This is a genomic window from Nocardioides sp. Root1257 (genome assembly GCF_001425175.1).
Taxonomy (GTDB): Bacteria; Actinomycetota; Actinomycetes; order Propionibacteriales; family Nocardioidaceae; genus Nocardioides.
This window is the reverse complement of sequence record NZ_LMDV01000008.1, coordinates 1,123,483-1,146,622: the sequence shown is the minus strand read 5'-3', so window position 1 is coordinate 1,146,622 and position 23,140 is coordinate 1,123,483. Positions and strand designations below refer to the sequence as shown.

25 protein-coding genes and 1 riboswitch are annotated in these 23,140 nt (G+C 72.8%); of the genes, 3 read left to right on the top strand and 22 right to left on the bottom strand.

Annotated elements, in window-relative coordinates:
* Positions 1 to 137: 137 nt before the first annotated feature.
* From ASC77_RS13535 to ftsE, 3 genes are read right to left on the bottom strand one after another with little or no spacing between them, the layout of a single operon-like run.
* Positions 138 to 1,400, bottom strand: coding sequence for a M23 family metallopeptidase (locus tag ASC77_RS13535; RefSeq protein WP_056153498.1), 1,263 nt, complete (start codon positions 1,398 to 1,400; stop codon positions 138 to 140).
* A gap of 55 nt (positions 1,401 to 1,455) precedes the next feature.
* Entirely contained in the window at positions 1,456 to 2,367 is a 912-nt protein-coding gene (gene ftsX, locus ASC77_RS13530) for a permease-like cell division protein FtsX (protein WP_056153496.1), read from the bottom strand.
* Between the two features lie 52 nt (positions 2,368 to 2,419).
* On the bottom strand, positions 2,420 to 3,109 hold the full coding sequence (gene ftsE / locus ASC77_RS13525) for a cell division ATP-binding protein FtsE (protein WP_056153494.1): 690 nt from the start codon (positions 3,107 to 3,109) through the stop codon (positions 2,420 to 2,422).
* Between the two features lie 81 nt (positions 3,110 to 3,190).
* Here ftsE and ASC77_RS13520 point away from each other — a divergent pair, with 81 nt between their 5' ends.
* Positions 3,191 to 3,793: a hypothetical protein gene (locus ASC77_RS13520; RefSeq protein ID WP_056153492.1), complete on the top strand. Its 603-nt coding sequence runs from the start codon at positions 3,191 to 3,193 to the stop codon at positions 3,791 to 3,793.
* 13 nt (positions 3,794 to 3,806) lie between these two features.
* Here the strand turns inward: ASC77_RS13520 and ASC77_RS13515 are convergent, their stop codons facing one another.
* Positions 3,807 to 4,691: an oxygenase MpaB family protein gene (locus ASC77_RS13515; RefSeq protein ID WP_056153490.1), complete on the bottom strand. Its 885-nt coding sequence runs from the start codon at positions 4,689 to 4,691 to the stop codon at positions 3,807 to 3,809.
* 47 nt (positions 4,692 to 4,738) lie between these two features.
* On the opposite strand from ASC77_RS13515, the gene ASC77_RS27235 reads away from it, so the two are divergent.
* A complete protein-coding gene (locus ASC77_RS27235; protein ID WP_200944979.1) occupies positions 4,739 to 5,335 on the top strand; it encodes a TetR/AcrR family transcriptional regulator in 597 nt (198 codons plus the stop codon).
* Between the two features lie 7 nt (positions 5,336 to 5,342).
* Here the strand turns inward: ASC77_RS27235 and prfB are convergent, their stop codons facing one another.
* From prfB to ASC77_RS13440, 14 genes are all read right to left on the bottom strand, one after another.
* A complete protein-coding gene (prfB, locus tag ASC77_RS13505; RefSeq protein WP_056153485.1) occupies positions 5,343 to 6,461 on the bottom strand; it encodes a peptide chain release factor 2 in 1,119 nt (372 codons plus the stop codon).
* Positions 6,462 to 6,495: 34 nt separating this feature from the next.
* Positions 6,496 to 7,239: a response regulator gene (locus ASC77_RS13500; protein WP_056153480.1), complete on the bottom strand. Its 744-nt coding sequence runs from the start codon at positions 7,237 to 7,239 to the stop codon at positions 6,496 to 6,498.
* A gap of 53 nt (positions 7,240 to 7,292) precedes the next feature.
* Positions 7,293 to 9,587, bottom strand: coding sequence for a PAS domain S-box protein (locus ASC77_RS26165; RefSeq protein WP_082574680.1), 2,295 nt, complete (start codon positions 9,585 to 9,587; stop codon positions 7,293 to 7,295).
* A 56-nt stretch (positions 9,588 to 9,643) separates the two neighbouring features.
* Positions 9,644 to 10,102, bottom strand: a complete 459-nt coding sequence (locus ASC77_RS13490; RefSeq protein ID WP_056153478.1) for a CAP domain-containing protein — start codon at positions 10,100 to 10,102, stop codon at positions 9,644 to 9,646.
* A gap of 31 nt (positions 10,103 to 10,133) precedes the next feature.
* Positions 10,134 to 10,682: a nitroreductase family protein gene (locus ASC77_RS13485; protein ID WP_056154144.1), complete on the bottom strand. Its 549-nt coding sequence runs from the start codon at positions 10,680 to 10,682 to the stop codon at positions 10,134 to 10,136.
* A gap of 24 nt (positions 10,683 to 10,706) precedes the next feature.
* The gene (locus tag ASC77_RS13480) at positions 10,707 to 11,147 is read right to left on the bottom strand and encodes a pilus assembly protein TadG-related protein (RefSeq protein ID WP_056153475.1); all 441 of its coding nucleotides are present in this window, start codon (positions 11,145 to 11,147) and stop codon (positions 10,707 to 10,709) included.
* Positions 11,134 to 11,595, bottom strand: a complete 462-nt coding sequence (locus tag ASC77_RS13475; protein ID WP_056153472.1) for a hypothetical protein — start codon at positions 11,593 to 11,595, stop codon at positions 11,134 to 11,136. Before ASC77_RS13475 ends, ASC77_RS13480 begins: the two co-directional genes overlap by 14 nt.
* Entirely contained in the window at positions 11,592 to 11,981 is a 390-nt protein-coding gene (locus tag ASC77_RS13470; RefSeq protein WP_056153470.1) for a TadE/TadG family type IV pilus assembly protein, read from the bottom strand. The genes ASC77_RS13475 and ASC77_RS13470 overlap by 4 nt, the downstream gene beginning before the upstream one ends.
* Positions 11,981 to 12,175: a hypothetical protein gene (locus ASC77_RS13465; protein WP_056153466.1), complete on the bottom strand. Its 195-nt coding sequence runs from the start codon at positions 12,173 to 12,175 to the stop codon at positions 11,981 to 11,983. Before ASC77_RS13465 ends, ASC77_RS13470 begins: the two co-directional genes overlap by 1 nt.
* A gap of 18 nt (positions 12,176 to 12,193) precedes the next feature.
* A complete protein-coding gene (locus ASC77_RS13460) occupies positions 12,194 to 13,129 on the bottom strand; it encodes a type II secretion system F family protein (RefSeq protein WP_056153463.1) in 936 nt (311 codons plus the stop codon).
* Entirely contained in the window at positions 13,126 to 13,980 is an 855-nt protein-coding gene (locus tag ASC77_RS13455) for a type II secretion system F family protein (RefSeq protein WP_056153461.1), read from the bottom strand. Before ASC77_RS13455 ends, ASC77_RS13460 begins: the two co-directional genes overlap by 4 nt.
* Positions 13,981 to 13,993: 13 nt before the next feature.
* Positions 13,994 to 15,286, bottom strand: coding sequence for a CpaF family protein (locus tag ASC77_RS13450; RefSeq protein WP_056153458.1), 1,293 nt, complete (start codon positions 15,284 to 15,286; stop codon positions 13,994 to 13,996).
* Between the two features lie 178 nt (positions 15,287 to 15,464).
* Positions 15,465 to 16,781 (bottom strand): hypothetical protein, encoded by a 1,317-nt coding sequence (locus tag ASC77_RS13445; RefSeq protein WP_056153456.1) that lies wholly within the window; start codon positions 16,779 to 16,781, stop codon positions 15,465 to 15,467.
* A complete protein-coding gene (locus ASC77_RS13440) occupies positions 16,781 to 17,173 on the bottom strand; it encodes a hypothetical protein (RefSeq protein ID WP_156391067.1) in 393 nt (130 codons plus the stop codon). The genes ASC77_RS13445 and ASC77_RS13440 overlap by 1 nt, the downstream gene beginning before the upstream one ends.
* Positions 17,174 to 17,344: 171 nt before the next feature.
* Between ASC77_RS13440 and ASC77_RS13435 the strand changes: the two genes are divergently transcribed.
* On the top strand, positions 17,345 to 17,941 hold the full coding sequence (locus ASC77_RS13435; RefSeq protein WP_056153450.1) for a hypothetical protein: 597 nt from the start codon (positions 17,345 to 17,347) through the stop codon (positions 17,939 to 17,941).
* A gap of 15 nt (positions 17,942 to 17,956) precedes the next feature.
* On the opposite strand, the gene ASC77_RS27230 is transcribed toward ASC77_RS13435, so the two are convergent.
* The 4 genes from ASC77_RS27230 to ASC77_RS13415 form a co-directional block, all read right to left on the bottom strand.
* The gene (locus ASC77_RS27230; protein ID WP_056153448.1) at positions 17,957 to 18,541 is read right to left on the bottom strand and encodes a C40 family peptidase; all 585 of its coding nucleotides are present in this window, start codon (positions 18,539 to 18,541) and stop codon (positions 17,957 to 17,959) included.
* Positions 18,542 to 18,547: 6 nt separating this feature from the next.
* Positions 18,548 to 18,698, bottom strand: a riboswitch (cyclic di-AMP (ydaO/yuaA leader).
* Positions 18,699 to 18,906: 208 nt separating this feature from the next.
* Positions 18,907 to 19,545, bottom strand: a complete 639-nt coding sequence (locus ASC77_RS13425) for an ATP-binding cassette domain-containing protein (RefSeq protein ID WP_056153446.1) — start codon at positions 19,543 to 19,545, stop codon at positions 18,907 to 18,909.
* On the bottom strand, positions 19,542 to 20,387 hold the full coding sequence (locus tag ASC77_RS13420) for an ABC transporter ATP-binding protein (protein ID WP_162260716.1): 846 nt from the start codon (positions 20,385 to 20,387) through the stop codon (positions 19,542 to 19,544). The genes ASC77_RS13425 and ASC77_RS13420 overlap by 4 nt, the downstream gene beginning before the upstream one ends.
* The gene (locus ASC77_RS13415) at positions 20,377 to 23,136 is read right to left on the bottom strand and encodes a hypothetical protein (RefSeq protein ID WP_156391066.1); all 2,760 of its coding nucleotides are present in this window, start codon (positions 23,134 to 23,136) and stop codon (positions 20,377 to 20,379) included. The genes ASC77_RS13420 and ASC77_RS13415 overlap by 11 nt, the downstream gene beginning before the upstream one ends.
* Positions 23,137 to 23,140 lie beyond the last annotated feature (4 nt).

Below are 23,140 nucleotides of genomic sequence, written 5' to 3'. Positions count from 1 at the left end.
GTTGAATCGAGACTTCTGACGGTTCAATCAGGAGTTCTGACGGTTGAATCGGGAGTTCTGCCAACGGAGCGTGTCCAGAAGTCTCGACTGGACGGTCAGAAGTCCCGACTCGGGCGTCACAACTCTCGATTCAACCGTCAGGGCAGGTAGGACATCGGGTCGACCGCGGTCCCGTTGACCAGGATCGTGAAGTGCAGGTGGCAGCCGGTGGACCAGCCCGTGGAGCCGACGTACCCGACGACCTCGCCCTGCTTGACGTGGTCGCCGACGCCGACGCGGTAGCCGGTGGCGTGGTTGTAGACGGCGGTGACGTTCTTGCCGTTGATGTTGCCCAGCGACACGTAGAGCCGGTTGCCGTAGACGTCGGACCAGTACTTCGCGATCACAGTGCCGCCGGCGATGGCACGCATGCCCTCACCGCAGGAGACGCCGAAGTCGGTGCCGTCGTGGAGGCCGTAGTAGTGGTAGATCGGGTGGATGCGATAGCCGTACGGCGAGGTGATCGAGCCCGGCACCGGGCGGATGAAGAGCCCGTTGGTCGGACCGTTGTAGCCGCCGCGCGAGCGCCGGGCGGCAGCGAGGATCAGCTGCCGGACGTGAGCCTCGCGCTTCTTGGCGATGCGCAGGGCGCGCAGGTCGTGGTGCCGGGCCCGCTTCGCGGCCCTGCCTGCCGAGACCCGGTCGACGACGAGGCCGTGGACCTTCGCGACCGCCGCCTGCGTGTCGTCCTGGAGCCCCTGCATGGTGACGAGGTGGTCGGCCGCCTCGGCGCGCTGGACCTCCACGTCGTCGCGGGCGGCCTGCACCTGGTTCTCCCGGACCTGGAGCAGCACCTCCGCGGCGTGCAGGTCGTCGTACGCGTGCGCCTGACGGTTGACCACCACGTCGTTGAACGCCTGCTGACGGGTCAGGTCCGCGGTCGACTGCGACTTGAGCAGGCTCGCGAAGGTGAGCAGGGCCGGGTCGTCGCCCTCGTAGATGTCGGTGATCGTGTCGGTCAGCGAGAGGCGCTGCTTCTCGAGCGCGTCCTGCCCGTCCACCAGGTCCTGCTGCGCGGTCGACAGCCGGGTCTCGGCCTCGGCCAGCCGCTGCTGCATCTGGTCGTCGCGGACGCGGGCCGCCGCCAGCTTGGCGTTGGCGACCCGCAGGTCGCCGCGGGCGGCGTCGAGCGACGCGCGTGCCCGGTCGAGGGCGGCCAGCGCCGTACGGACCTGCGAGCTGGACTCGTCGAGGTCCTGCTGGGCGTGCTTGACCTGGTGCTGCGCGTCGTGCTGACGGTTCTTGAGGCCCTTGCCGTTGTCAGCGGTGGCCAGAGGTACGACGAGCGCACCGAGCGCCAGGGAGCACACGGCCGTGGCCGCGAGCAGGCGTCGGCGTGCGGTACGGGGGAAGAGACGCACCGGTCTGCCTTCACGTGTTCGGGGAAGTGAACGCGACGACCGTAACGCGCCGGAATCAGACTTTGAGGTATTTGCGTGTCACCACGAGTGTCGGAAGCAGGGTGAGCACGGGCGCGAGGATCGCGACGACCAGCACGCAGGTCGTCGTGTCGGCCCAGTCGATCCACGGGATGAACCCCAGCTCCTCGCTGAGCCACTGGTCGACGCCGAAGTACATGAACCCGCCGAGCGCCGCCAACGAGAGCACCAGCGAGATCGCCGCGGTGACCAGCGCCTCCATCAGGAAGGGCAGGGTGATGTAGAGCCGGGAGGCACCGACGAGGCGCATGATGCTGATCTCCCGGCGGCGCGCGAAGGCCGCCAGACGGATGGTGTTGCCGACCAGCAGCAGGGCCGCGGCGACGAGGACGAGCGCGATCACCAGCGAGCCGCGCTGCATGAACTTCATGCTCCGCAGCAGCGGCCCGACCACGTCGCGCTGGTCACGGACCTGCGAGACCCCGTCGAGGCCGACGATGGCGCTGGTGATGCCCTGGTACTGGTCCGGGTCGTTGAGGGTGATCCAGATCGACTGCGGCATGTCCTCCGCGGTCGCGGCCGGGTTGCTGCCCTCGAACTTCTCCGGCCCGAGGAGCTCCTTGACCTTCTGGAACGCCTCGTCCTTGGACTCGAAGCGGTACTTGTCCACCTCGGGGCTGTCGTCGACGACCTGGGCGATCGCCTGCTTCTGGGTGTCGGTGACCTCACCCGTGCACGCGGGGTTGTCGTCGCGCGCCTTGCAGAGGAAGACGGTGATCTGGAGCTCGGAGCCCCACTGGTCGGTCGCCTTGATCGACTGCTCACGCAGGAGTACGCCGAAGCCGACGAGCGTCAGCGACACGAACAGGGTGAGGATCACCGCGATGTGCATCGAGAGGTTCCGACGCAGGCCCTGGCCGAGCTCGGAGAAGACGTAACGCAGCTGCATGTGGAGTGAGGTTCCTTCGGGGGCTCGGGGTCGGACGCCGGAGTCGGCAGCCTCAGTGCTGGAAGCCGTAGGCGCCCTGCGCCTGGTCACGGATGACGCGGCCGTGCTCGAGCTCGATGACGCGCTTGCGCATCTGGTCGACGATGCCGGCGTCGTGGGTGGCCATCAGCACGGTCGTGCCGGTGCGGTTGATCCGGTCGAGCAGCTTCATGATCCCGACCGAGGTGGTCGGGTCCAGGTTGCCGGTCGGCTCGTCGGCGATCAGGATCGTGGGCCGGTTGACGAACGCCCGGGCGATCGCGACCCGCTGCTGCTCGCCACCGGACAGCTCGTCGGGCATCCGGTCGCCCTTGCCCTCGAGTCCGACCAGCTCGAGCGTCTCGGGGACCAGCTGGTTGATCTCGGAGCGCGACCGGCCGATCACCTGGAGCGCGAACGCGACGTTCTCGTCGACGGTCTTGTTGGGGAGCAGCCGGAAGTCCTGGAAGACCGTGCCGATCTGGCGGCGCAGCCGCGGCACCTTCCAGGTCGCGAGGCGGTTGATCTCCTTGCCCGCGACGTAGACCCGGCCCGACGTGGGGCGGTACTCGCGCAGGACCAGGCGCAGGAACGTCGACTTCCCCGACCCCGACGTGCCGACGAGGAAGACGAACTCGCCCTTCTCGACATCCACGGAAACGGTGTCGAGCGCGGCGCTCGCCTGGCCTGGGTAGGCCTTGGAGACCTTCTCGAAACGGATCACGGGAATCGAGCGTAACTGCTGTTCCTGAGCGTTCCGGATGCGGCGTCGTGCCGGGCGTGGCGGGCGGTTATCTTGGCGGGCGTGTCCGCCGTACGCCGCGCCCTCGTCGCCCTCGCCGCCCTGGTGCTGGCGACCGCCGCGGCCGGCTGCACGTCGGACGGCGACGACGGACCCTCCGCGGACCGGCCGTCGGCCTCCAGCACGCCCCTGCAGGACTTCGCGACCGACGACGTCAGCGTCGTGCGGGGTGAGTTCTGCCCGCGGATCGCCCCGGAGGCGGTCACCGACGCCCTGGGCAGCGAGTCCACCGACGGCACGACCTGGGCCAACGGCGACCGGGTCGAGCTGGCCGACGGCGTCCGAGACGTCGCCCACGAGTACGGCTGCTCCTGGACGGCCGCCGACGGCACCGTCGCGCGGGCCTGGGTCTTCGCCCCGCCGGTCACCGCCGCCGGTGCCGCCGACCTCGGCCGCCGGGCGCGCGGGGCGGACGGCTGCCGGGCACTTCCCGACGCCCCGGCGTACGGCGCTCCGTCGGTCGCGACGCGCTGCGGCGACGTGGTCACCTTCCAGGGCCTGTTCGGTGACGCCTGGCTGACCTGCTCACTCAGCTCGACCACCGAGCCCGACGTCGACCGGACCGGCCGGTGGTGCGTCGCGGTGGCGCAGGCGGCACGGAGCTAGGTACGCCGCCGCCTCAGCTGGTCTCGTGGCGGATCGGGCAGCCGGCCACGCCGGGCACCGGGAAGGTGCCGAGCCGCTCGATGTCGAACCCGTCGGGATAGCTGCGGATCTGGGGCAGGTCCTCGATGAGCTTCGGCTGCTTGCGGGCCGGGAACGCCCGCAGCAGCAGGCCGCGCGCCTTGAGCGCTCCGCGCGACAGGGCGACGACGGCGGCCGGCGGGTCGTCGTACCGGAACGCCCGGCGCAGGGGCGGGTCCATGAGCGCCCGGCTGAAGAGGCCCATCACGGGCCGGGCGACCCGCGGCTGGAAGTCGACCATCAGGGCGAGCGTCGAGTCCGCGACCCGGCGCCCGCCCTCGTCGTAGGCGAAGTGCTCGGCCTCGTAGGAGTCCATCAGCTCCTCGAAGCCGGCGTAGGTCTCCGGGATGTCCTTGATGTTCATGTGGCGGCCGAGGGTGCGGTAGTAGTGCACCGACGCCTCGACCTCGTGGGCGGTCATCGGCCGCTTGCCGTAGTCGTCGAGCCAGCGCTTGGGCACGACCACGAAGGTGCTGAGCACGTAGCGGAACTCGTGGTTAGGGATGTCGTAGGCGCGGTGCATCGCGTTGATCCGGCGGATCGCCGACTTGGCCTCCGGGTCCTCGAACCCTAGGCGGGTCGGGGGCTCCAGCAGCAGGGCGGTGTCGTCGTAGCGCTTCTGCGGGCGCTCGGTGAACTCGCCGGTCTCGTCGAGCAGCCGGCCGATGCCGGGCACGGCGTAGGTGCGGAACAGCGCGAAGCCGAGGGACTGGTTCATGTCCCAGGGGAACTCGTGACCCACGACGTTGGCATAGATCTCGACGAAGTCGGTGGCGGGGTCGAGGGCGTCGTTGCGCCGTCTCCAGTGGTCGCGCCTCATGGACCAAGAAACTAGAGCACTCGCTCCAGTTTGGCTAGGGTGTCGACGTGCGCACTCCCCTGCAGACCCGCAGCACGTCATCGGCCGATCGGATGGTCGACGCGACCCTCGAGCTGCTCGAGACCGGCGGGCTGCAGGCGGTGACGGTCGCCGCGGTCGCGCGGCAGGCGGGCGCGTCGAACGGCTCGCTCTACCACCGCTTCGGCGACCGGGCCGGGCTGCTGCGGGCGGCTCAGGAGCGCGCGCTCTCGGCGATCGAGGAGGAGACGGCCGCCGCCTTCGCCCGGGCGGACGGCGAGGCGGACGACGTACGCGCACTGCGGCTGCTGGCGCACGCGGCGCTGGACATCTTCGCCCGGCACCGCGGGCCGATGCGTGCCTTCCTCGTCGAGGGTCAGGGCGACCCCGCCATCGACGCACGCAACGAGCGCAGCTCCCACCTGCTCGCCTCGACGGTCACCGGGTGGCTGCGCGGCCGCTTCGGCGCGTCCCGCTCGGACGCCGAGGCGGCCTGGCGGATCCTCTTCGCGCTCGGGGCCTCGCAGGCGCTCTTCGAGGACGCCCAGGTCTCCCCCGGCTCGCTGGACGGCGCGGCCTTCGCCGACGCGGTGGCGCGAGCGGTCGGCGCCGTCGTCGCGCCGTGACGCCCGACTAGTTGGACTCGGCCTTCTCGGCGCCGCGGCGCCAGCGGATGCCGGCCTCGAGGAAGCCGTCCAGGTCGCCGTCGAAGACCGCGCTCGGGTTGCCCTGCTCGTAGCCGGTGCGCAGGTCCTTGACGATCTGGTACGGGTTCAGCACGTAGTTGCGCATCTGGTCGCCCCAGCTGGCTTGCACGTCGCCGCGCAGTCCGTCGAGGTGCGCCTTCTCCTCGGCCTTCTTGAGGGCGAGCAGCTTGGCCTTGAGCACCACCATCGCGCTGGCCTTGTTCTGCAGCTGCGACTTCTCGTTCTGGCAGCTGACGACGGTGCCGGTGGGGATGTGCGTCAGGCGGACGGCGGAGTCGGTGGTGTTGACCGACTGGCCGCCCGGGCCGCCGGAGCGGTAGACGTCGACGCGGATCTCCTCGTCGGGGATGTCGATCTCGTCGGTCTGCTCGAGCACCGGCACGACCTCGACGGCCGCGAACGACGTCTGGCGACGGCCCTGGTTGTCGAACGGGCTGATCCGCACGAGGCGGTGGGTGCCCGCCTCGACCGACAGCGTGCCGTAGGTGTACGGCGCGTGGATGGCGAAGGTGGCCGACTTGAGCCCGGCCTCCTCGGCGTACGACGTCTCGTAGACCTCGACGGGGTAGTCGTGCTGCTCGGCCCAGCGGACGTACATCCGCATCAGCGTCTCGGCGAAGTCGGCGGCGTCGACGCCGCCAGCACCGGCGCGGATGGAGACGAGCGCCTCGCGGGCGTCGTACTCGCCGTTCAGGAGGGTGCGGACCTCGAGGCCCTCGACGACCTTCTGCACCTTGTGCAGCTCGACCTCGGCGTCGGCGAGGGCGGACGCGTCGCCCTCCTCGCGGCCGAGCTCGACCATGATCTCGAGGTCCTCGATGCGGCTGCCGAGCGCGGTCACCCGGTCCAGCTCGCCCTGGAGCGCCGAGAGCCGACCGGTCACCCGGGTCGCGTTGTCCTGGTCGTCCCAGAGGTCGGGCGCGGCGACCTGCTCGCTGAGGTCGGCGATGTCGCGGCGCATGGTGTCGACGTCGAGCACCTGCTCGATCGTGTGCATGGTCGCCTGGAGCTGCTTGATCTGCGCGTCGAAGTCTGGTCCTGCCACAAGGACCAAGGTTACGGGTCGGCGGGCGACGGGCCTACTCGGCAGTGATCGGGAGCTCGGCCCAGACCCGCTTGCCACCGGTCTCGCCGGCGTCCATCCCCCACGACGCGGCGAGGGCGCCGACCAGGTGCAGGCCGCGGCCGTGCTCCTCGTCGTCGGTCAGCGGCTGCGGCTCGGGCGTGCCGACGCCGCCGTCCTCGACCTCGATCCGCAGCGCGGAGCCGCTGGTCGTGATGCGCACCCGGTACGACGAGTCCGCGTGGGTCAGCGCGTTGGCGGCCAGCTCGCTGACCACCAGCTGGGCGTCGTCGAGCGGTTCTTCGATGCCCCACTCGCTGAGCTTGTCGCGCACGAACCTGCGGGCGACGGAGACGCTGCTCAGGTCGTTGGGCAGGTCGAGCACGGCCTCCGCGTCGGTGGCGCGACCGACCGACTCCAGCAGCTCGACCAGGTAGCCGAGGTCGGCGTCCTTGAGCACGAAGCCGGCCGCGTTGGCGTCGATCCACGCGCGGTCGACGGTCTCGAGCCCCGAGAAGACGACGACCTTGGTCATCGGCGCCTCCCCACGGATGCGCGCGAGGACCTCCTGCCCGGCGATGTCGGGCAGGCCGAGATCCAGAACGACGACGTCGGGACGCAGCTGGGCGACCAGCCGGACGGCTTCGGCACCGTCCGCCGCCTCTCCCACGACCTCGAAACCGCCCCGAAAACGGAGGGAGGTGCGGACCAGCCGGCGCACCTCAACGACGTCGTCCACCAGGAGGACGCGGATCGGCACGACCGCAGCCTAGAGCGTCCGGAGCATTCGAGACAGGAACGGGGCGGGAGTGTTCACGCGACGATGCGCGGGATCCGGATCTCGAACCCTCCAGGCTCCGCGCCGACAGGGGCCCGGTACGTCGCGTCGCCGCCGTGCTCGCGGGCGAGCTCGCGCACGATGTAGAGGCCGAGGCCGGTGCCGCCGGCGGTGCGCCCGGTCGCGAACCGCTCGAAGAGGCGCTCCCGCATCTCCGCCGAGACGCCCGGCCCCGCGTCCAGCACGGTCACGACCACGTCGGCACCGTCGGCCCGCGCCGAGACGGCCACCGGTGGGGCGCCGTGGCTGAGCGCGTTGGTGATCAGGTTGTCGACGGCCTGGCCGAGCCGGCCGACGTCGCCGTCGACCAGCAGCCCGGGCTCGACGACGGCCTCGATGCCCACTCCGGGGTGCGCGCGCTGCGCCGTCGCGACGGCGGTCGTCACGACCTTCGCGACGTCGACCTCCGCGACCTGGAGGTCCAGCTTGCTGCGCTGCAGCCTCGACGCCGTCAGCAGGTCGTCGAGCAGCCGCCGCAGCCGGGCCGCGCTGGAGCTGAGCCCGCCCAGCAGCTCGCCGCGCTCGGACTCGTCGAGCTCGCTCCAGTGGGCGGCGAGCAGGTCCGCCGTACCGCCCAGGACCCCGACGGGCGTGCGCAGCTCGTGGGCCGTGACGGCGAGGAAGTGCGCCTGGTCGTCGGCGGCCTGCTGCAGCCGGCCGTTGGCCGCCTCGACCTGGGCGGCGGCCAGCCGGCGCTCGGTGATGTCGCGGACGACCTTGGCGAAGCCGACGTGCCGTCCCTGCGAGTCGCGGACGGCGCTGATGGCCACCGTCGCCCAGAAGCTACTGCCGTCCTGCCGGACGCGCCAGCCCTCCTCCTCGTAGCGGCCGTCGCGCAGGGCCAGCTCGAGCTCGCGCTCCGGGTGCCGCGACTCCTGCAGCTCCGCCGGGTAGAAGGTCCGGAAGTGTCGCCCGATGATCTCGTGGGCGGCGTACCCACTGGTGCGCTGCGCGCCGGCGTTCCAGCTCGCCACCATGCCGTCGGGGCTGAGCATGAAGATCGCGTAGTCGGCGGCGTGCTCGACGAGCAGCCGGAACCGCTCCTCGCTGGCGCGCAGCTCCTCCTCCTGCACCCGGCGCTGGCTGAAGTCGCGGGTGATCTTGGCGAAGCCCACGTGCCGGCCGTCGAGGTCGTGGACCGCGGTGATCAGGACGTTGGCCCAGAAGCGGCTGCCGTCCTTGCGGATCCGCCAGCCCTCCTCCTCGTAGTGGCCGTCGCGCAGGGCCACCTCGAGCTCGTGCTCCGGGTGCCGGGACTCCTGCAGCTCCGGAGGGTAGAAGGTCCGGAAGTGCCGGCCGATGATCTCGTCGGCCGTGTAGCCCTTGATCCGCTGGGCGCCGGCGTTCCAGCTCTCGATGAGCCCCTCGGGCGACAGCATGAAGATCGCGTAGTCCTCGACGTTGTCGACGAGGAGGCGGAAGCGCAGCTCGCTGCGGCGCAGCTCCTCCTCGGCACCGCGCTGCGAGGTGACGTCCTGGACCTGCGCGAAGAGGTAGAGCGGGCGGCGGCTGCTGTCGAGCACGGGCGAGAACGTCGCCACCACCTGCCGCCCCTCGGTGCCCGTGACCGTGTGCTCGAGCTGTGCGACGTCGTTGTGACCGGCCAGGATGCCGGCGAGCAGGTCGTCGAACGCGGTCCCCGTGTCGCTGGTGAACCCGGCGTACGACGCGCCCACGAGCTCGTCGACCGAGCGTCCGAAGATCGCGGCGAGGGACCGGTTGGCGCGCACGACCTGTCCGGCGAGCGTCACCGTCGCCATCCCGATCGCGGCGTCCTCGAAGACCTCGCGGAAGCGCTCGAGGTGCTCGCGCAGCACCCGCCGCTCGTCGTCGCCGTCGATCTCGTCCGACTCCGCCACGTGCGTGGCGTGCGGAGCGTCCGGGGTGGCCAGGATGTCCACCAGGTCGCCGGCGAGGGTGTTGAGGTCCGTGGACTTCTCGAGGAAGGCGGCGGCGCCGAGCTCGACGGCGCGGTGCGCCAGGCCCTCCTCCTGGAAGCCGCTGTACATGACGACGCGGGTCCCCGGCGCGACCTCGAGGATCCGCGGCAGCGCGCCGAGTCCGTCCATCACCGGCATCGACACGTCGAGCAGCACCAGGTCTGGCCGGAGCTCGCTCACGACCTCGACTGCGGCGGCGCCGTCGCCGGCCTCACCGACGACGTCCAGCAGGCCCGAGAGCCGCAGCCGGGTGCGCACCAGCGCACGTACCTCCGCCGCGTCGTCGACCACGACGATCGTCGGTCGCGTTCCCTCCCCGCCCGCTCCCACGCACGGAACCTAACCCAGCGCGGACGGCGATGTCGTCACCCGTGCGTCGTGGCGCCTCAGCCGCGCCCGAAGACCTGCGAGACCCACCACCGTCCCTGCCGATCGCGCGCGGCCCCGATGCCCATCAGCCGGTACGACGGCCGCAGGATGTTCTCGCGGTGACCCTCGGAGTGCATCCAGCCACGGTTCACGACGGCCCGTCCGCTCGGGTAGCCGTAGGCGATGTTCTCCCCCGTCATCCGCAGGCCGCACCGCCGCAGGATCGGTCCGAGGTCCTGGTGCACCAGGCGGCCGGTGCGCGCCATGTGCCGTGCCCAGCGCTCGGCGAACCCGGTCAGGCAGGCGCCCTCCCGGAGCCGCACCCGGTCGTGGGACGCGCGCTGCTGGTTGGTGGCCGCGAACGCCGTCGCGGCGTACCGGTCCGCCGGCGCCGCCTGGACAGGCGCCTGCAGCAGCAGTACGGCGAGGGCCGCCACGACGAGCGCGGCGATCGTGCGACGGGGGTCCGAGATCATCACAGCCTCCACAGGGTCAGAGGAGGACCGCCTACCCGACGTCGGGCGGCCCGGCGTCCTCCAGGACGAGGTCCTCGACCGTACGCCGTCCGCGCGGCACCGCCGAGACCCCGGTCGCGGTCACCGGGCCCGCGGACGGGTAGCCGAGGGCGAGCAGGTGGCGCGGGCGCCAGCCCTCGGGCAGGCCGAGGAGACTGCGCGCCGCGCCGACGTTGTCGTCCGGGAAGAGGGTCGCCGGGCAGCTGCCGAGGCCGAGCGCGGCTGCGGCGAGGACGATCGACTGGGTGATCCGGCCGACGTCGAACTCGCTGTCGGCGTACTCGTGGTGGACCGACGAGACCACCAGGACGGCGGGGGCGTCCGCCACGAACTGGGCGTAGGCGCCGAGGCCGGCCAGCGCGCGGAGCGTGGCCCGGTCGCGGACGGTCGCGAACCGCCAGGGCTGCCGGTTGCGGGCCGACCCCGTCCAGCGGGCGGCCTCGAGGATTCGGCCCACGGCATCGTCCGGGACGGGCCGGTCAGGGTCGAAGCTGCGCACGACGGGGCGTCTGATCAGGGCGGCGACGTCGTCCAGCTCCACGACCGCCACCCTAGGGCCGACGGCTCAGCGTTCGGCGACCACGACCGCCGACCCGGTCGCGCCGATGGTCGCGACGTCGGGCGAGCCGGGCACCGTGAGCGGGAGGTCGAGCGGCGCGGTGACGTGCACGGTGACCGTGGACGTCGCGGTGTCGACGTCCACGTCGAACGAGAGGCCCGGGTAGTCGGCGTACGCACCCGAGCCGGCGAGGAACTCGCGCACGGACCCGCGGACCCGCTCGACGCTCAGGTCGAGCCGACCGCGCGGCACGCCCCCGGCGTACACCTCCTCGCCGGTGGCGCCGAGGTCGGCGGCGCGCAAGGCGGCTCCGTCGGCGACGGAGTCGAGGCCCTGGCGCTGGAGGTAGGCCGCGGACACGTCGACGACCATCGCGACCGCCATCGCCAGGACCAGGGCGAGGCCGACGATCAGCACCGTCGTCTGGCCCTCCTCACCGCGCCGCATCGTCGGCCTCCACTTCCTGGAACTGGCCGATCGGCACCGAGTGCGTCGAGTCGAGCGCGAAGCTGGGGGCGTCGCCGCCGAGCATCGCGGGCATCAGCGGCAGGTCGACGCGCGAGGACACGACGACGGTGATGACCGAGGTGCCGCTGTGGCAGTCGTGGGGGTACGGCGTGCAGGTGATCTCGACGTCCAGGGGTGCGTCGCCGACGCCCTGGTCGGCCAGCGCCTGGCGGGCGGCGGCCTGCGCCCGGGCACGACCCTCGGCGTCGGTCGGGGCAAGGGCGTAGGCGCGACCGGCCGCGCGGGCCGCGCCGGAGACCGCGAACGCACCGCGCTGGACCTCGAAGACCGAGACCACGATCCACAGCATCGGGACCAGCAGCAGGATGCCGAGCCAGCTCAGCTCGACCAGCGCGCTTCCGTCCTCGCCGCGGTCGCGCCGGGTCACGGCGGTTGCTCCTCCACCGCGTGCCCGGTCACCTCGAGCGCGATGCCGGGCCCGCCGATGCCCAGCGCCGGCACGACGGCGCGGACCGTGACCTCGACACCGGGGGCACCGTCGACGTTCGCCGGGCGCGCCGATACGTCCTGGGCGAAGCGACCCGAGATCGCACCGTCGATCTGGTCACGGGTCCTGGCGGCGCCGTCCTCGGGCCCGCGGTCGAGCGTCGCGGCGTACCGCGCTCCCTCGGAGGCGGCGGACGCGAGCGTGTTGCGCACCAGCAGCACCAGGGCCACCTGGAGGATCCCGAGGAAGACGGGCACCAGCACGACCAGGACCAGCACGAGGTCGACGACCGCCGACCCGCGCTGACCCCGATCGCGCCGGGGCACTACTTCACCTTGTTGAGCGCGTTGGACACCATGTCCTGGAGTGCCGGGCCTGCGATCGCGGTGATGCCGACGACCAGCCCGGCGGTCATCACGGTGATCATCACCCAGCCCGGCACGTCACCGCGCTCGTCGCGTGGCCGAGGGGCCACCACCGTGAGGTAGATCCTCGCCAGCGCGAGGGTGAGGTGTTCCATCAGTCCTGTCCTTTCAGGTCAGGGAGCGGTCAGGGAGAGGCCCACGACGCCGGGCCAGAAGGCGAAGAGCACGGTCACCGGCAGCACCAGGAAGACAACGGGGACCATCATCAGGACCTCCTTGCGGGCGGCGGTCTCGATCAGCTCGCGACGGCCGGCGTCGCGTACGTCGGCAGCCTGCGCGTGCAGCACGTCGGCGAGCGGGGTGCCGCGCTCGACGGCGACCGCGACCCCCTGCGCGAAGCGGGACACGATCGGCAGCCCGCTGGTCGCGGCCATGGCGTCGAAAGCAGAGCTGACGGGCTCGCCCGTCCGGATCGCGGAGAGCACCTGGCCGAGCTCGCGGGAGAGCTCGCCGCCGCTGCGACGCACGACGCGGTCGAGGGCCATGACCGGGCTCTCCCCCGCCGCCACGGCCAGCGCCAGCAGCTCGGCGATCGTCGGGAACTCCGCGAGGATCTTCCGCTCGCGGGTGCGCACCTGGGACGTGAGGTGGGTGTCGCGGGCGAGGACGCCGGCGACGAAGGCGATCGCGCACGCGAGCAGCCAGAGCACGACCGAACCGGGGTGCGTCAGCATCCGCAGCAACGCGACGGCGGCCGTGGCGGCGAACGCCACCAGGCCCCAGACCACCTGCTCGATGCGGAGCTCGTGGACCGTCTTGTCGATCCCGGCGCGGTCGAGGCGCCGGCGTACCGACGTCGCTCCACCCAGCACCCGCTCGACCGAGTCGGCCGCGGAACGGAGCAGCGGACCGAAGACCCCGACCGCTGCCGAGGTCGGGGCCGGCGCGGCGCGAGGCCCGGTGTCGCCGAGGAGGGGCAGGTCGCGCAGGTAGGGCAGCACGCGCACGGCCAGCTGCGGGCGGCGGATGGCGCGGACGCGCGCGGCGACGAGAAGCAGCCCGGCGGCCGTCGAGGCACCGAGGAGCGCGCCCCACATCGCCGGGCTCACGAGAGGATCCGGCGTTCGACGGGGAGCCGGCCGATCCGCATCATCGACCGGTAGGCGACCAGGCACAGGCCCGCGCCGAGCGCGAGCACGAAGACGCCGACCGGCGAGGCGTAGCGATGGATGACGTCGGACTGGAAGGACATCAGCAGGAGGACCAGCCAGGGCGACGCGACGGCGAGCCGGGCGCCGTTGACCGTCCAGGCCTGGCGCGCCTCCATCTCGGAGCGGGTCCGCGCGTCCTCGCGCAGGTAGGTCGACAGGTTGCGCAGCAGGCGGCCGAGCTCGCCGCCGCCGACCTCGCGGGCGATCCGCAGACCCTCCACGACCCGGTCGCCGACCGGGTCGGCCAGCCGCGCCTTCAGCCGGTCGAGGGACTCCCCGAACCGGCCGGTCACCTGGTAGTCCAGCGCGAACTGGTCGAACGCCTCCCGCAGAGGAGCAGGGCCACGCACGGCCAGCCCGGCGAGCGCATCGGGCAGCGACATGCCGGCGCGTACGGCGGAGGTCAGGTTGTCGACCGCCTCCGGCCACACCTCGGCGAGCTCCGCCTGTCGGCGCCGAGCCCGCCCCGCCACGATCGCCACCGGCAGGTAGGCGCCCATCGCACCGAACGCGAGGGCCACCGGCGGCGTGCCCGAGACGACCTGCATCACCAGCGTCGTCGCGACGCCGCAGACCACGCAGAGCACCACGAAGCCGGTCACGGACACCTGGCCGAGGCCGGCCCGCGCGAGCAGGTCCGACGTACGCCGCGAGGTCGGTGCCGCATCGCGCGGCCGGCGGGGCAGGAGGAAGGCGCTCCAGACGAGCAGCAGCCCGATCCCCACCCCGAGCCCGACCAGCGCGCCCATCACTGCACCTCCATCACGGGGCCCCGGCCACGATCCGGTGCACGTCGATGCCGACGCGTTCGTAGCGCTCCTGGTGCGGTGGCAGGCCGCCTGCGCGCTGCAGCTCACCGCCGCGTCGCACGAAGACCGGCTCGGTCTCGATGACGTCCTGCTCGACGCGGCCGGGGACGCCCACGATCTCGTTGACCCGGCGCACGCCGCGCTCGTCGATGCCGAGGTGGACCACGAGGTCGACCGACGACGCCACCGTCGGGACCACGAAGCGGGCGGAGATGTTCTCGCCTGCCAGCAGCGGCAGGGTGCACATCTTGACCAGCGCCTCGCGCGCGCTGTTGGCGTGGATGGTGCACATGCCGGGCAGGCCGGCGTTGAGCGCGAGCAGCAGGTCGAGGCACTCCTCGGCGCGGACCTCACCGACGATGATCCGGCTCGGCCGCATCCGCAGGCTCTCCTTGACGAGGTCGCGGAGCTGGATCTCGCCGGTGCCCTCGAGGCCGGACTGCCGGGTCTGCAGCGCGACCCAGTCGGGGTGCGGGAAGCGGAGCTCGAAGACCTCCTCGGCCGACACGATCCGGTCCCCGCCCGGGATCGCGGCCGCGAGGCAGTTGAGCAGGGTGGTCTTGCCGGCCTGCGTCGAGCCGGCGACCAGGATGTTGAGCCCGGCGCGGACCGACGCCTCGAGGAACGCCGCCGCGGACGGCGTCATGCTGCCGAGCTCGACCAGCTGGCTCAGCCGACCGGCGCGCAGCACGAACTTGCGGATGTTGACGGCCGAGAAGCCACGGCTGATGCCCTCGAGGACGACGTGCAGCCGGTGCCCCTCGGGGAGCATGGCGTCGACGAAGGGGCTGCTCATGTCGATGCGGCGTCCGGACGACTTCAGCATCCGCTCGACCAGCTCCTGGACCTGGGCGCTGGTCAGCACCAGCGTCGTCAGCTCGTGCCGGCCGTTGCGGGCGATGAAGACCCGGCTCGGGTCGTTGATCCAGACCTCCTCGACGCTGTCGTCGTCGAGGAACGGCTGGAGCGGTCCGAACCCGGACACCCGGGCGACCAGCTCGCCGACCATCACGCCGACGTCGGGCACCGGAGCGACCACGCCGGTCAGGCTGCGGTCGTCGTGCTCGCGGACGACGCCCTCGGCGATCCGGCGGACCAGGGCCGCCTCGCGCTGCGGGTCGACGCCCTCCCGGCGTACGTGCTCGCGGACCTGCTGGTCGAGGTGCTCGACGAGCTCGTCGTGCGCGCCGGCGCCGTCAGAGGTACGGCGTACCGCGGGGTGGGCCGAGGGGTGGGTCAGCGACATGGAGGTCTCCCGAGATGGATCCTTCGCAGCCAGTGTTGCCTGCAGCCACCCCGGCGAAACAGCCCGAGATCGCTACCTGTGGACAACGAACGAGACTGAAAAGGGATAGTCCCTGACGGAATGGTCCTGCCGAGTGCCATCGGCGGACCAGAACGTCAGGGACTATCCCTGCCCGAGCTCAGTCGAGGACGCCGGGGGCGGCTCCCTCGTCGTCGACCCAGTCCTCACCCACGTCGAAGAGCTCCTTCTTCTTGCCCTTCTCGTCGTCCTTGCCGCGACCGGAGCGGCCGGTGGGGCCGGCGCCGGAGCGTCCGCCCGACCCGCTGCGTCCGCCCGAGCCGCCACGACCACCGGAGCCGGAGCCACCGCGACCGCCGGAGCCCGAGCGGCCGGTCGCACCGGCTCCCGAACGGCCGGACGTGCCGGAGGTCGCGGACTTGCCTGCGGCCGTCGAGGCAGCGCCGCTGCGTCCGAGGGTGCCGGCGCCTCCGGTGCGCGCCGAGCTGCCGATGCCGCGGACGGCACTCGAGGCGGTGCCACGACCGGCCGTGGCGGCCGCGCCACCCGAGCCCGGGAGCAGGCCGCCGCCGCGCAGGGCGTTGGTGAGCCGGGCGCCGATCAGGCCGGCGGCCGCGCCGCCACCCGCGCCGGCGCCGAGGACGCCGAGGCCCGGGCCGGACGAGCCGCCGGGTCCGGCGATCTCGGCTCCGCCGATCGGGGTGCCGGGGAAGGACGAGCCGCCGTCGACGGACGGGGTGTCGTCGCCGCCGGTGCCGCCGGTGTTGTTGGGCACGTAGTCGACGGTCGTGGTGGGGTCGCGCGGCGGGTGCTTCGGCTCGCTGCCGGTCGTCCCGCTGTCCGGGTCGGCGTGAGCGCTGCCGATGGTCGAGGTCGACATGGGCCCGACCCCGGCTGAGCCGCCGCCGGACCGGGTGGGTGCGCTGCTGGGCGGCGGGGGCGGAGGCGGCGGATCGGGCTCGCCGTGGATCTCCTTCATCGTCGTCGACGACTTGCCCAGGGCCTCGTCGAGGGCGTCGGCGTGGGCGCGCGCCTTCTCCTCCTGCGCGGCGAAGGCGTTGGCGAACGCCGTCTCCTTCGACTTGCTCGTGGCCTCCTTGGCGAGCTCCTCGTCGGTCGCGTTGTTGCCGGGGGCGCGGTACGGCGTCGGTGAGGACATGTCCTCGAGCTTCGCCTCGTGGTCGATCGCCGTCTGGATCGCGTCGCCGGCGCCCCGGAGGGCGTGGTGGCCCTTGAGCAGCACCTGCGCCTTGGCCTCCATGGCGTCGGCGGACTTCTGGAAGGCGGCGTCCACGGCCGGACCGGTCTCGCCGCCGATCGCCCACTTGACGGTGCCCGCCGCACCCCGGAGGTAGTAGCCCACATCCGTGAGCACGTCGCTGCACTTCTGCCACTCCATGGCGGCGGAGTTCACGACACCGGGGTTGCCGCCGGTGACGGCCTTGGTCAGGCGCTCGGCCTGCGGTCCGCGGACCATCAGCCCTCACCTCCCGAGCGGTCGCCGTGGAAGTCGTGCGAGTTCAGGTGCGACGCGGCGTCCGCGAGCTCGTTCTTGCGGCTCGGCGTCAGGTCGGCCGCGGCCTGGAGGTCGGTGTCGTTGAGGTGCCGCGAGAACTCGTTGAGGTTCGTCGCGTAGCCCCGCAGGCCCTCGACCATCTCGTTGAGCGCGTCCTTCACGTGCTGGTGCGCGATGCTGACCTGGTTGTCGAGGTCGGCGCCGGCGTCCGAGCCGCCGAAGACCCCGTTGATCGTGGTCGGGCCGGCCTTGTGGATCTCACCGGCATGCGTCTCGAGGATGTCCCTGCACGAGTTCACCAGGGCTTCTGGCAGCCCCAGCATCGTCAGGATGTCCAGTGGTCCTGTCGTCATCTCTGCGCTTCCCCCGAAGAAAGAGTCCGTTCGCGCCGCAGCGCCCTCGCAGGCCCACCTCCCCCGTTGGCGCGGCGACAAAACCTCCCGGCCGCACCGTCTCCCCCGGTTTTGTCGCGCGCCCGCGCGGGGAAGGGTGACCCCGACGTTCTCGGACCACCAGGAGGCACCGTGTCCCGCCCCCGTGCTGTCGTCGCCATCGCCGCCCTCGGCCTCGCCTTCGCCCTCGCCGGGTGCAACGACGACGACCCTGGCACGAACGCCGACCCCACCACGTCGCCCTCGGCGACATCCTCCGACGGCAGCTCGTCGGCGTCGCCGTCCGATGACGCGTCGCCGAGCGTGGCACCGGCCACCGGGCAGCAGCTGAAGATGTCGAACGCGACGATGAACGCCCCGCAGGGCTGGAAGACGACCGGCAAGATCGTCGACTTCTCCGTCGACGCCGCCTCGCCCGACTTCACCAGCAGCGTCACCCTCACGGCCCTGGAGTACGCCGGCCCGACGCTGCCGCTGGACCTCCTGTACGACGCCGTGAAGGGCTCGTACGAGCGCAAGGGCTACCAGCGCCTGCCCGACCAGGAGATCGACGGCGTGAAGTTCTACCACGTCGCCGGCAAGCGGGACCGGTACGCCACGGAGGACGTCTTCGCCGTCCGGGACAGCGGCTACGAGACCACCATCCGCTACACCCTGGACCCGAAGATGCCGGCGGCAGAGCGGGAGAAGCTGATCGCGGAGGGGCTGGCCTCCTTCACGTTCAGCTGATCCCCCGCCCGCCCCTCAGCGACCGCGCAGGGTGCCCGGGAACCAGCTGTTGGTCCACACGGGGTCGGTGCGCACGCGGGTGCCGGAGTACGGCGCGTGCAGGACCAGCCGGCGACCATGCTTCCAGCCGGCGTACACGCCGACGTGGTAGACGCCGCCGCCGTCGGTGAAGAACATCAGGTCGCCGCGCTTCATGGCGCCGCGCGAGATGTGCCGCGCGAAGTGCGCCTGCGCCGACGAGGTCCGCGGGATGCCGTGGATGCCGGCGCGGCGGAAGCTGTAGTAGGTCAGGCCGGAGCAGTCGAACCGGTTGGGCCCGGCCGCGCCGTACGCGTAGGGGTCACCCTTCTGGGCGACCGCGGTGGACATCGCGCGGAAGACCTTGGAGTGCCTCGGCCGGTGGTGCTTCGGCTGCTGGCGCTCCGTCGCGGCGACGGTTGAGGCGGTCGCGTGGGTCGCGGCGACGGCGCCGTGCGCGTCGGAGGTCGGCGCCGAGGTGAGGATGCCGACGGCGAGGGCGCCGCTGAGGGCGACCCGGGCGCCGGTGCGGCCGCAGGCGCGTGCCAGAGCGGGTAGAGGGGTGGGCAGGGCAAGAGTCATGACGTGGTTTCCTTCCCACGCCTGCGAGGTGAGCTGTCGGGTTCGGGCAGGAAGGTGCCCGGCCGCCAGTCGGCGGCTTCACCCCGAGCGACCGTGTGGCCGCGAAGGTGGTTCCCCCACTCCTGCCCGTGCTGGTTCAGATCGTCGATCGGTCCGAGTGTCCGACCTGGCGGACCGGTGCCGTGAGCGGGCAGGACTCGGCGTGCTCGGGAACCGGTGTGTGCTGGTGCAATCGTCAACGACAGTAACCACAGGTCTGCGCCAATCACGACTCGCGCAGTACAGATTCCGGTGGCCCAGGTCACGTTCCCCGCGTGGATCCGCGGCCCGAGTGGACGCAGATCACACAGTTCCAGCCATGTGGTTCAGGCCAGGACGCGTCCGTCCTCGAGGCGTACGACGCGGTGCGCGACCTCCCAGACCCGCTGGTCGTGGGTCGCCACGAGCACCGCGGAGCCGGCCCGGGCGGCCGCCGCGAGGACGCCGATGACCTGGCCGACGTGGTCGTCGTCCTGGTGCCCGGTCGGCTCGTCGAGCACGGCGAGACGCGGGTCGAGGACGAGGGCGCGGGCCACCGCGACCCGTTGCTGCTCGCCGAGCGAGGTGTCGGTGACCCCGCGGCGGGCGAAGGCCGTGAGGTCGAGGTCCTCGGCCAGCCGGGCGAACCGCTCGGCCGGGTCGACGCGGGCGCGGTGGGCGGGCAGCACGATGTTGTCCTCGACGGTGAGGCCCGCGAGCAGGCCGTGCTGCTGCGGGACCACGGCGATCATCGCCCAGTCGGCGATCTCGGCCGTCGGGCGACCGTCGAGCGTGGACGTCCCGATGTCGGGGTGCTCGATGCCGGCGGCGAGATGGCAGACGGTCGACTTGCCGGAGCCGGACGGGCCCGCGAGCGCGACCAGCTCCCCCGGCTCGACCCGCAGGGAGATGTCGTGGAGCACCTCGACGCGGCGGCCACCGGCGCCGTACCCGTGGGCGACGCCGAGCAGCTCGAGCGCGCTCACGACTCCCCCTCCGGGGCACGCAGGCGAACGCCGTCGGCGTCGACCTCGACGATCACCCGACGTGAGGGGAAGAGGTCGAGCACGGCCGGCGGCAGCTGGAGCCGGCCGGTCGCGTCGATGACCCCGGTCGTGTCGCGGCGGGTGGTCTCGCTGGAGAGCACGCCGTGCCGCAGCCGCAGCAGCCGGTCGGCGCGGTGCATGATCCGCTCGTCGTGGCTGCTGATGACCACGGCGATGCCGTCGGCGGCAGCGGCCAGCAGAGCGTCGACGACGAGGTCGGCGTTGGCGTGGTCGAGCTCCGCCGTGGGCTCGTCGGCGACCACCAGCGCGGGCCGCCCGGCGAGGGCCAGCGCGACGGCGAGCCGCTGCTGCTCACCACCGGAGAGCGCGAGCGGCACGTGGTCGGCGCGGTGCTCGAGACCGACCGCGGCGAGCGCCTCGGTCGCGTGGCTGTCGTCGGCGCCACGCCAGGACGAGACCTGGCGGAGCTGGTCGACCGCGCGCAGGTGCGGGAAGACCGCCAGCGCGGAGCGCTGCGGCACGAACCCGATCCGGGTGCGCCGCAGCCGCCGCAGGTCGCGGGTCGAGGCGGCGCCGATGTCGCTGCCCAGGACGCTGAGGGTGCCGGCGCTCGGCCGGTCGCGGGCACCGAGCATCGTCAGCAGGCTGCTCTTGCCGGAGCCGGACGGCCCGGCGACGACGGTCAGCGCACCGGGGTGCACCTCCAGCCCGATGCCGCGCAGTGCATGGGTCTCACCCGTCGCCGAGCGGAATACCTTGACCAGGTCCTCGCAGCTGACGGCCGGGGCGGTCACGGTCGCGGGCACGGTCTCAGCCACCACCACGAAGCACCTCCGCCGGGTTGCGCCGGCTCGCCCGGCGGGTGCCGAGGAGCCAGGCCAGCAGCACCGTCACGACCAGCACGACGAGCAGCACGACCAGGTCGGCGACGTCGGGACGCGGCCGGGTGAGGGGCGGGATGGCCGCCGCCGCGTCGATGATCGTGGGGCCGAGCACGAGGACGGCGCCGGCGACCAGCGCTGCGAGGACGGCGGTCGCGACGGCGTACGCGACCTCCCAGGAGCGCGACCGGGCGAGCTCGCGCGACGACCAGCCCATCCGGGAGAGCAGCACGTCGGAGACGGTGTCACGGTCGGCGAGCCGCAGCGCGAGCACGAGGGCGCCCGCGAGCGCCAGGACGAGCATGACGACGCCGAGCGCGAGCACGTAGCCGGCGGCCCAGGTGGAGGCGACCAGCCCGTTGGAGATGGCCTGCTCCGAGGCGGTGACGACGTCGCCGTCGTTGGCGACGCCCGCCTCGCCGAGGTCGCGGCGCAGGTCCGCGGGCGAGCCGTCGGACCAGACCCACGACGCGAAGGCACCCGCGTCGTCGCTGCGGGCCCCCTCGAGCTTCGGGTTGACGGTCTTGAGGACCAGCCGGAAGAGCCGTTTGCTGCTGGCGACGACCGCCGCGTTGCCGGTCTCGGTCTCCGACCCGGGGAAGGCGTCCACGACGCCCACGACCTCGAACTGGATCTGGAACTCGGAGTTGAAGTCGAGGGTGCCCTGGTCGCCGGTCTCGAGGTCTGTCGTACCGGCGAGCAGCACCGGGAGGATCCGCGGGTTGCCGCTCTGCACCGTGCGATCCAGGCGCGGCAGCAGGTCGCGGCCGGCGTCGAGGTCGCCCGAGCCGCCCCAGTCGGCGACCCCGGCGAAGCTGGTCGGCTCGATCGACATCAGCGGCTCGTCGCCGAAGTCGGGGAGGATCGCGACCGAGCGCCGCCACACGATCGTCGTCCCGTCGGTCGGCGGGGTGACCAGGCCCCGCATCTTCTTGCCGCGGAAGTCCTCGGCCACCTGCATCGACGTCGTCGCACCGGCCAGGGCGGCCGTCTTGTCGGCCACGCCCTCCTCGATCCCGCGGTGCACGGTCAGCGCGTAGGCGAAGAGCCCCAGGGCGATCCCGACGACCGCGGTCAAGGCGGTCACCTCACGCATCACCTGGCCGGTACGCCGGGTGGCCAGCCAGCGCGCGCCACCGGCTCGGGCGCGGCCCAGTCGACGGCCGCGCAGCCACGCGACGGCGCGGGCGACCAGCACCGCCACGGAGGCGGCGACCAGCACCGGGAAGGCCATGGTGAGCGCGGTGCCGCTGCGGTCGCCGACGTCGACGGTGAGCACCGCGGCCGCGACGACCACGGTGGCGGCCAGGAGGGCCGCGGTCCACGGGACGGCCCGGCGCCCGCGGCCCAGTCGTGAGAGCCGGTCCATCCGGTCGGTGCCCATCGCGGCCAGCCCGGCGGTCGCGGCGACGAGGAGCAGAGCGGCACCGGCGGCGAGCGCGGCGCGCACGACGTCGTCACCGGCCACGGCGAGCCCGGCCGTCGTCGGCGGCCCCGCGGTGACGACGCCGATGCAGGCCAGGCCCACCCCGACGGGTACGGCGAGCAGGCAGGCCAGCAGCACCTCGAGGGCGGCCAGCCCGGCCACCTGCCCCGGGTGCAGGCCGAGCCCGGAGGCGAGCAGCTGCTCGCGACGACGACTCCGGCCGAGCAGCACCCAGCCGGCGACCAGCAGTGCGGCCGCGAGCACCTGCCCGGCGACGGCGTACGGCCGGACCTGGTCGCGGGCGCTGTCGGCGGTGGCGTCGGCCTCGAAGACGATGTCGGGCAGCCCGGTCGCGACCTGGAGCTCCGCGCCGCCGAGCGGCAGGCCCTGGCTGAGCGCCGAGGCGAGGGGCGTCGACGCGAAGGCGTCGTCCGCCATCCGCTGCACCTGCTTGACGGTCGTGGTCGCGTCGTCGGGGGTGATGTCGGCGTTCAGCCGCAGGTCGGCGAGGTAGAGCGGGCTGTCGCCCGTGCGCAGCAGCAGCCGGTCGATGGTGCGACGGCTCCCGATGGCGAGCGGCGTGCCGTGGGACGGGTCGTCGGGGTCGGCCGGGAGGTACCAGCGCTCGGCGTCCGGGAGGTCGCTCAGCGCCGTCGGGAGCGACGAGCCGGGCGCGGTCTCGTAGGTGCCGGCGAGGACCGTCGGAGTGAGCTGGGGGGCGTCGGGGAGGAAGGTCTGCTGCAGGCCGACCCTGACCCGGTCGCCGACCTCGAGGCCGAGCCGCTTCGCGACGTCGGCGGCCAGCCAGACACCCGGAGCGTCCTCGTCGCCGCCGAGCGCCTCGATCGCGCCGTCACGGGTCCAGAGCACCGACGGCTCGGTGCGCCCGCCGGCCGAGGCGACGCCCTTGCGGGTCCGGCTCTGCCCGACCCCGGTCGCGGTGATCGTGGGCGCGCCGTACCCGACCAGCCTCTGCATCCGCTGCACCACGACGTCCTCGGCGTCGGGCGGCAGCACGGCGTCCCAGCTGACCCGGAGGTCGCCGGAGTCGCGCCCGTACGGCGCACCCTCGGCCGCGCCGAGTCCCTCGGCCAGTGCGGTCGCCCGCGCAGTGGCGGCGAAGAGCGGCGGGGCGACGAAGGAGGCGACCAGCAGCGTGACCGCCACCAGGACCAGCGCCAGCCAGCCCGGCGTGCGGCACAGCCGCAGCGGGGCCGACCGCCACAGCGCCGCCCGCCGCGGGCGCACTGTGGGCTCGGTCACGCGG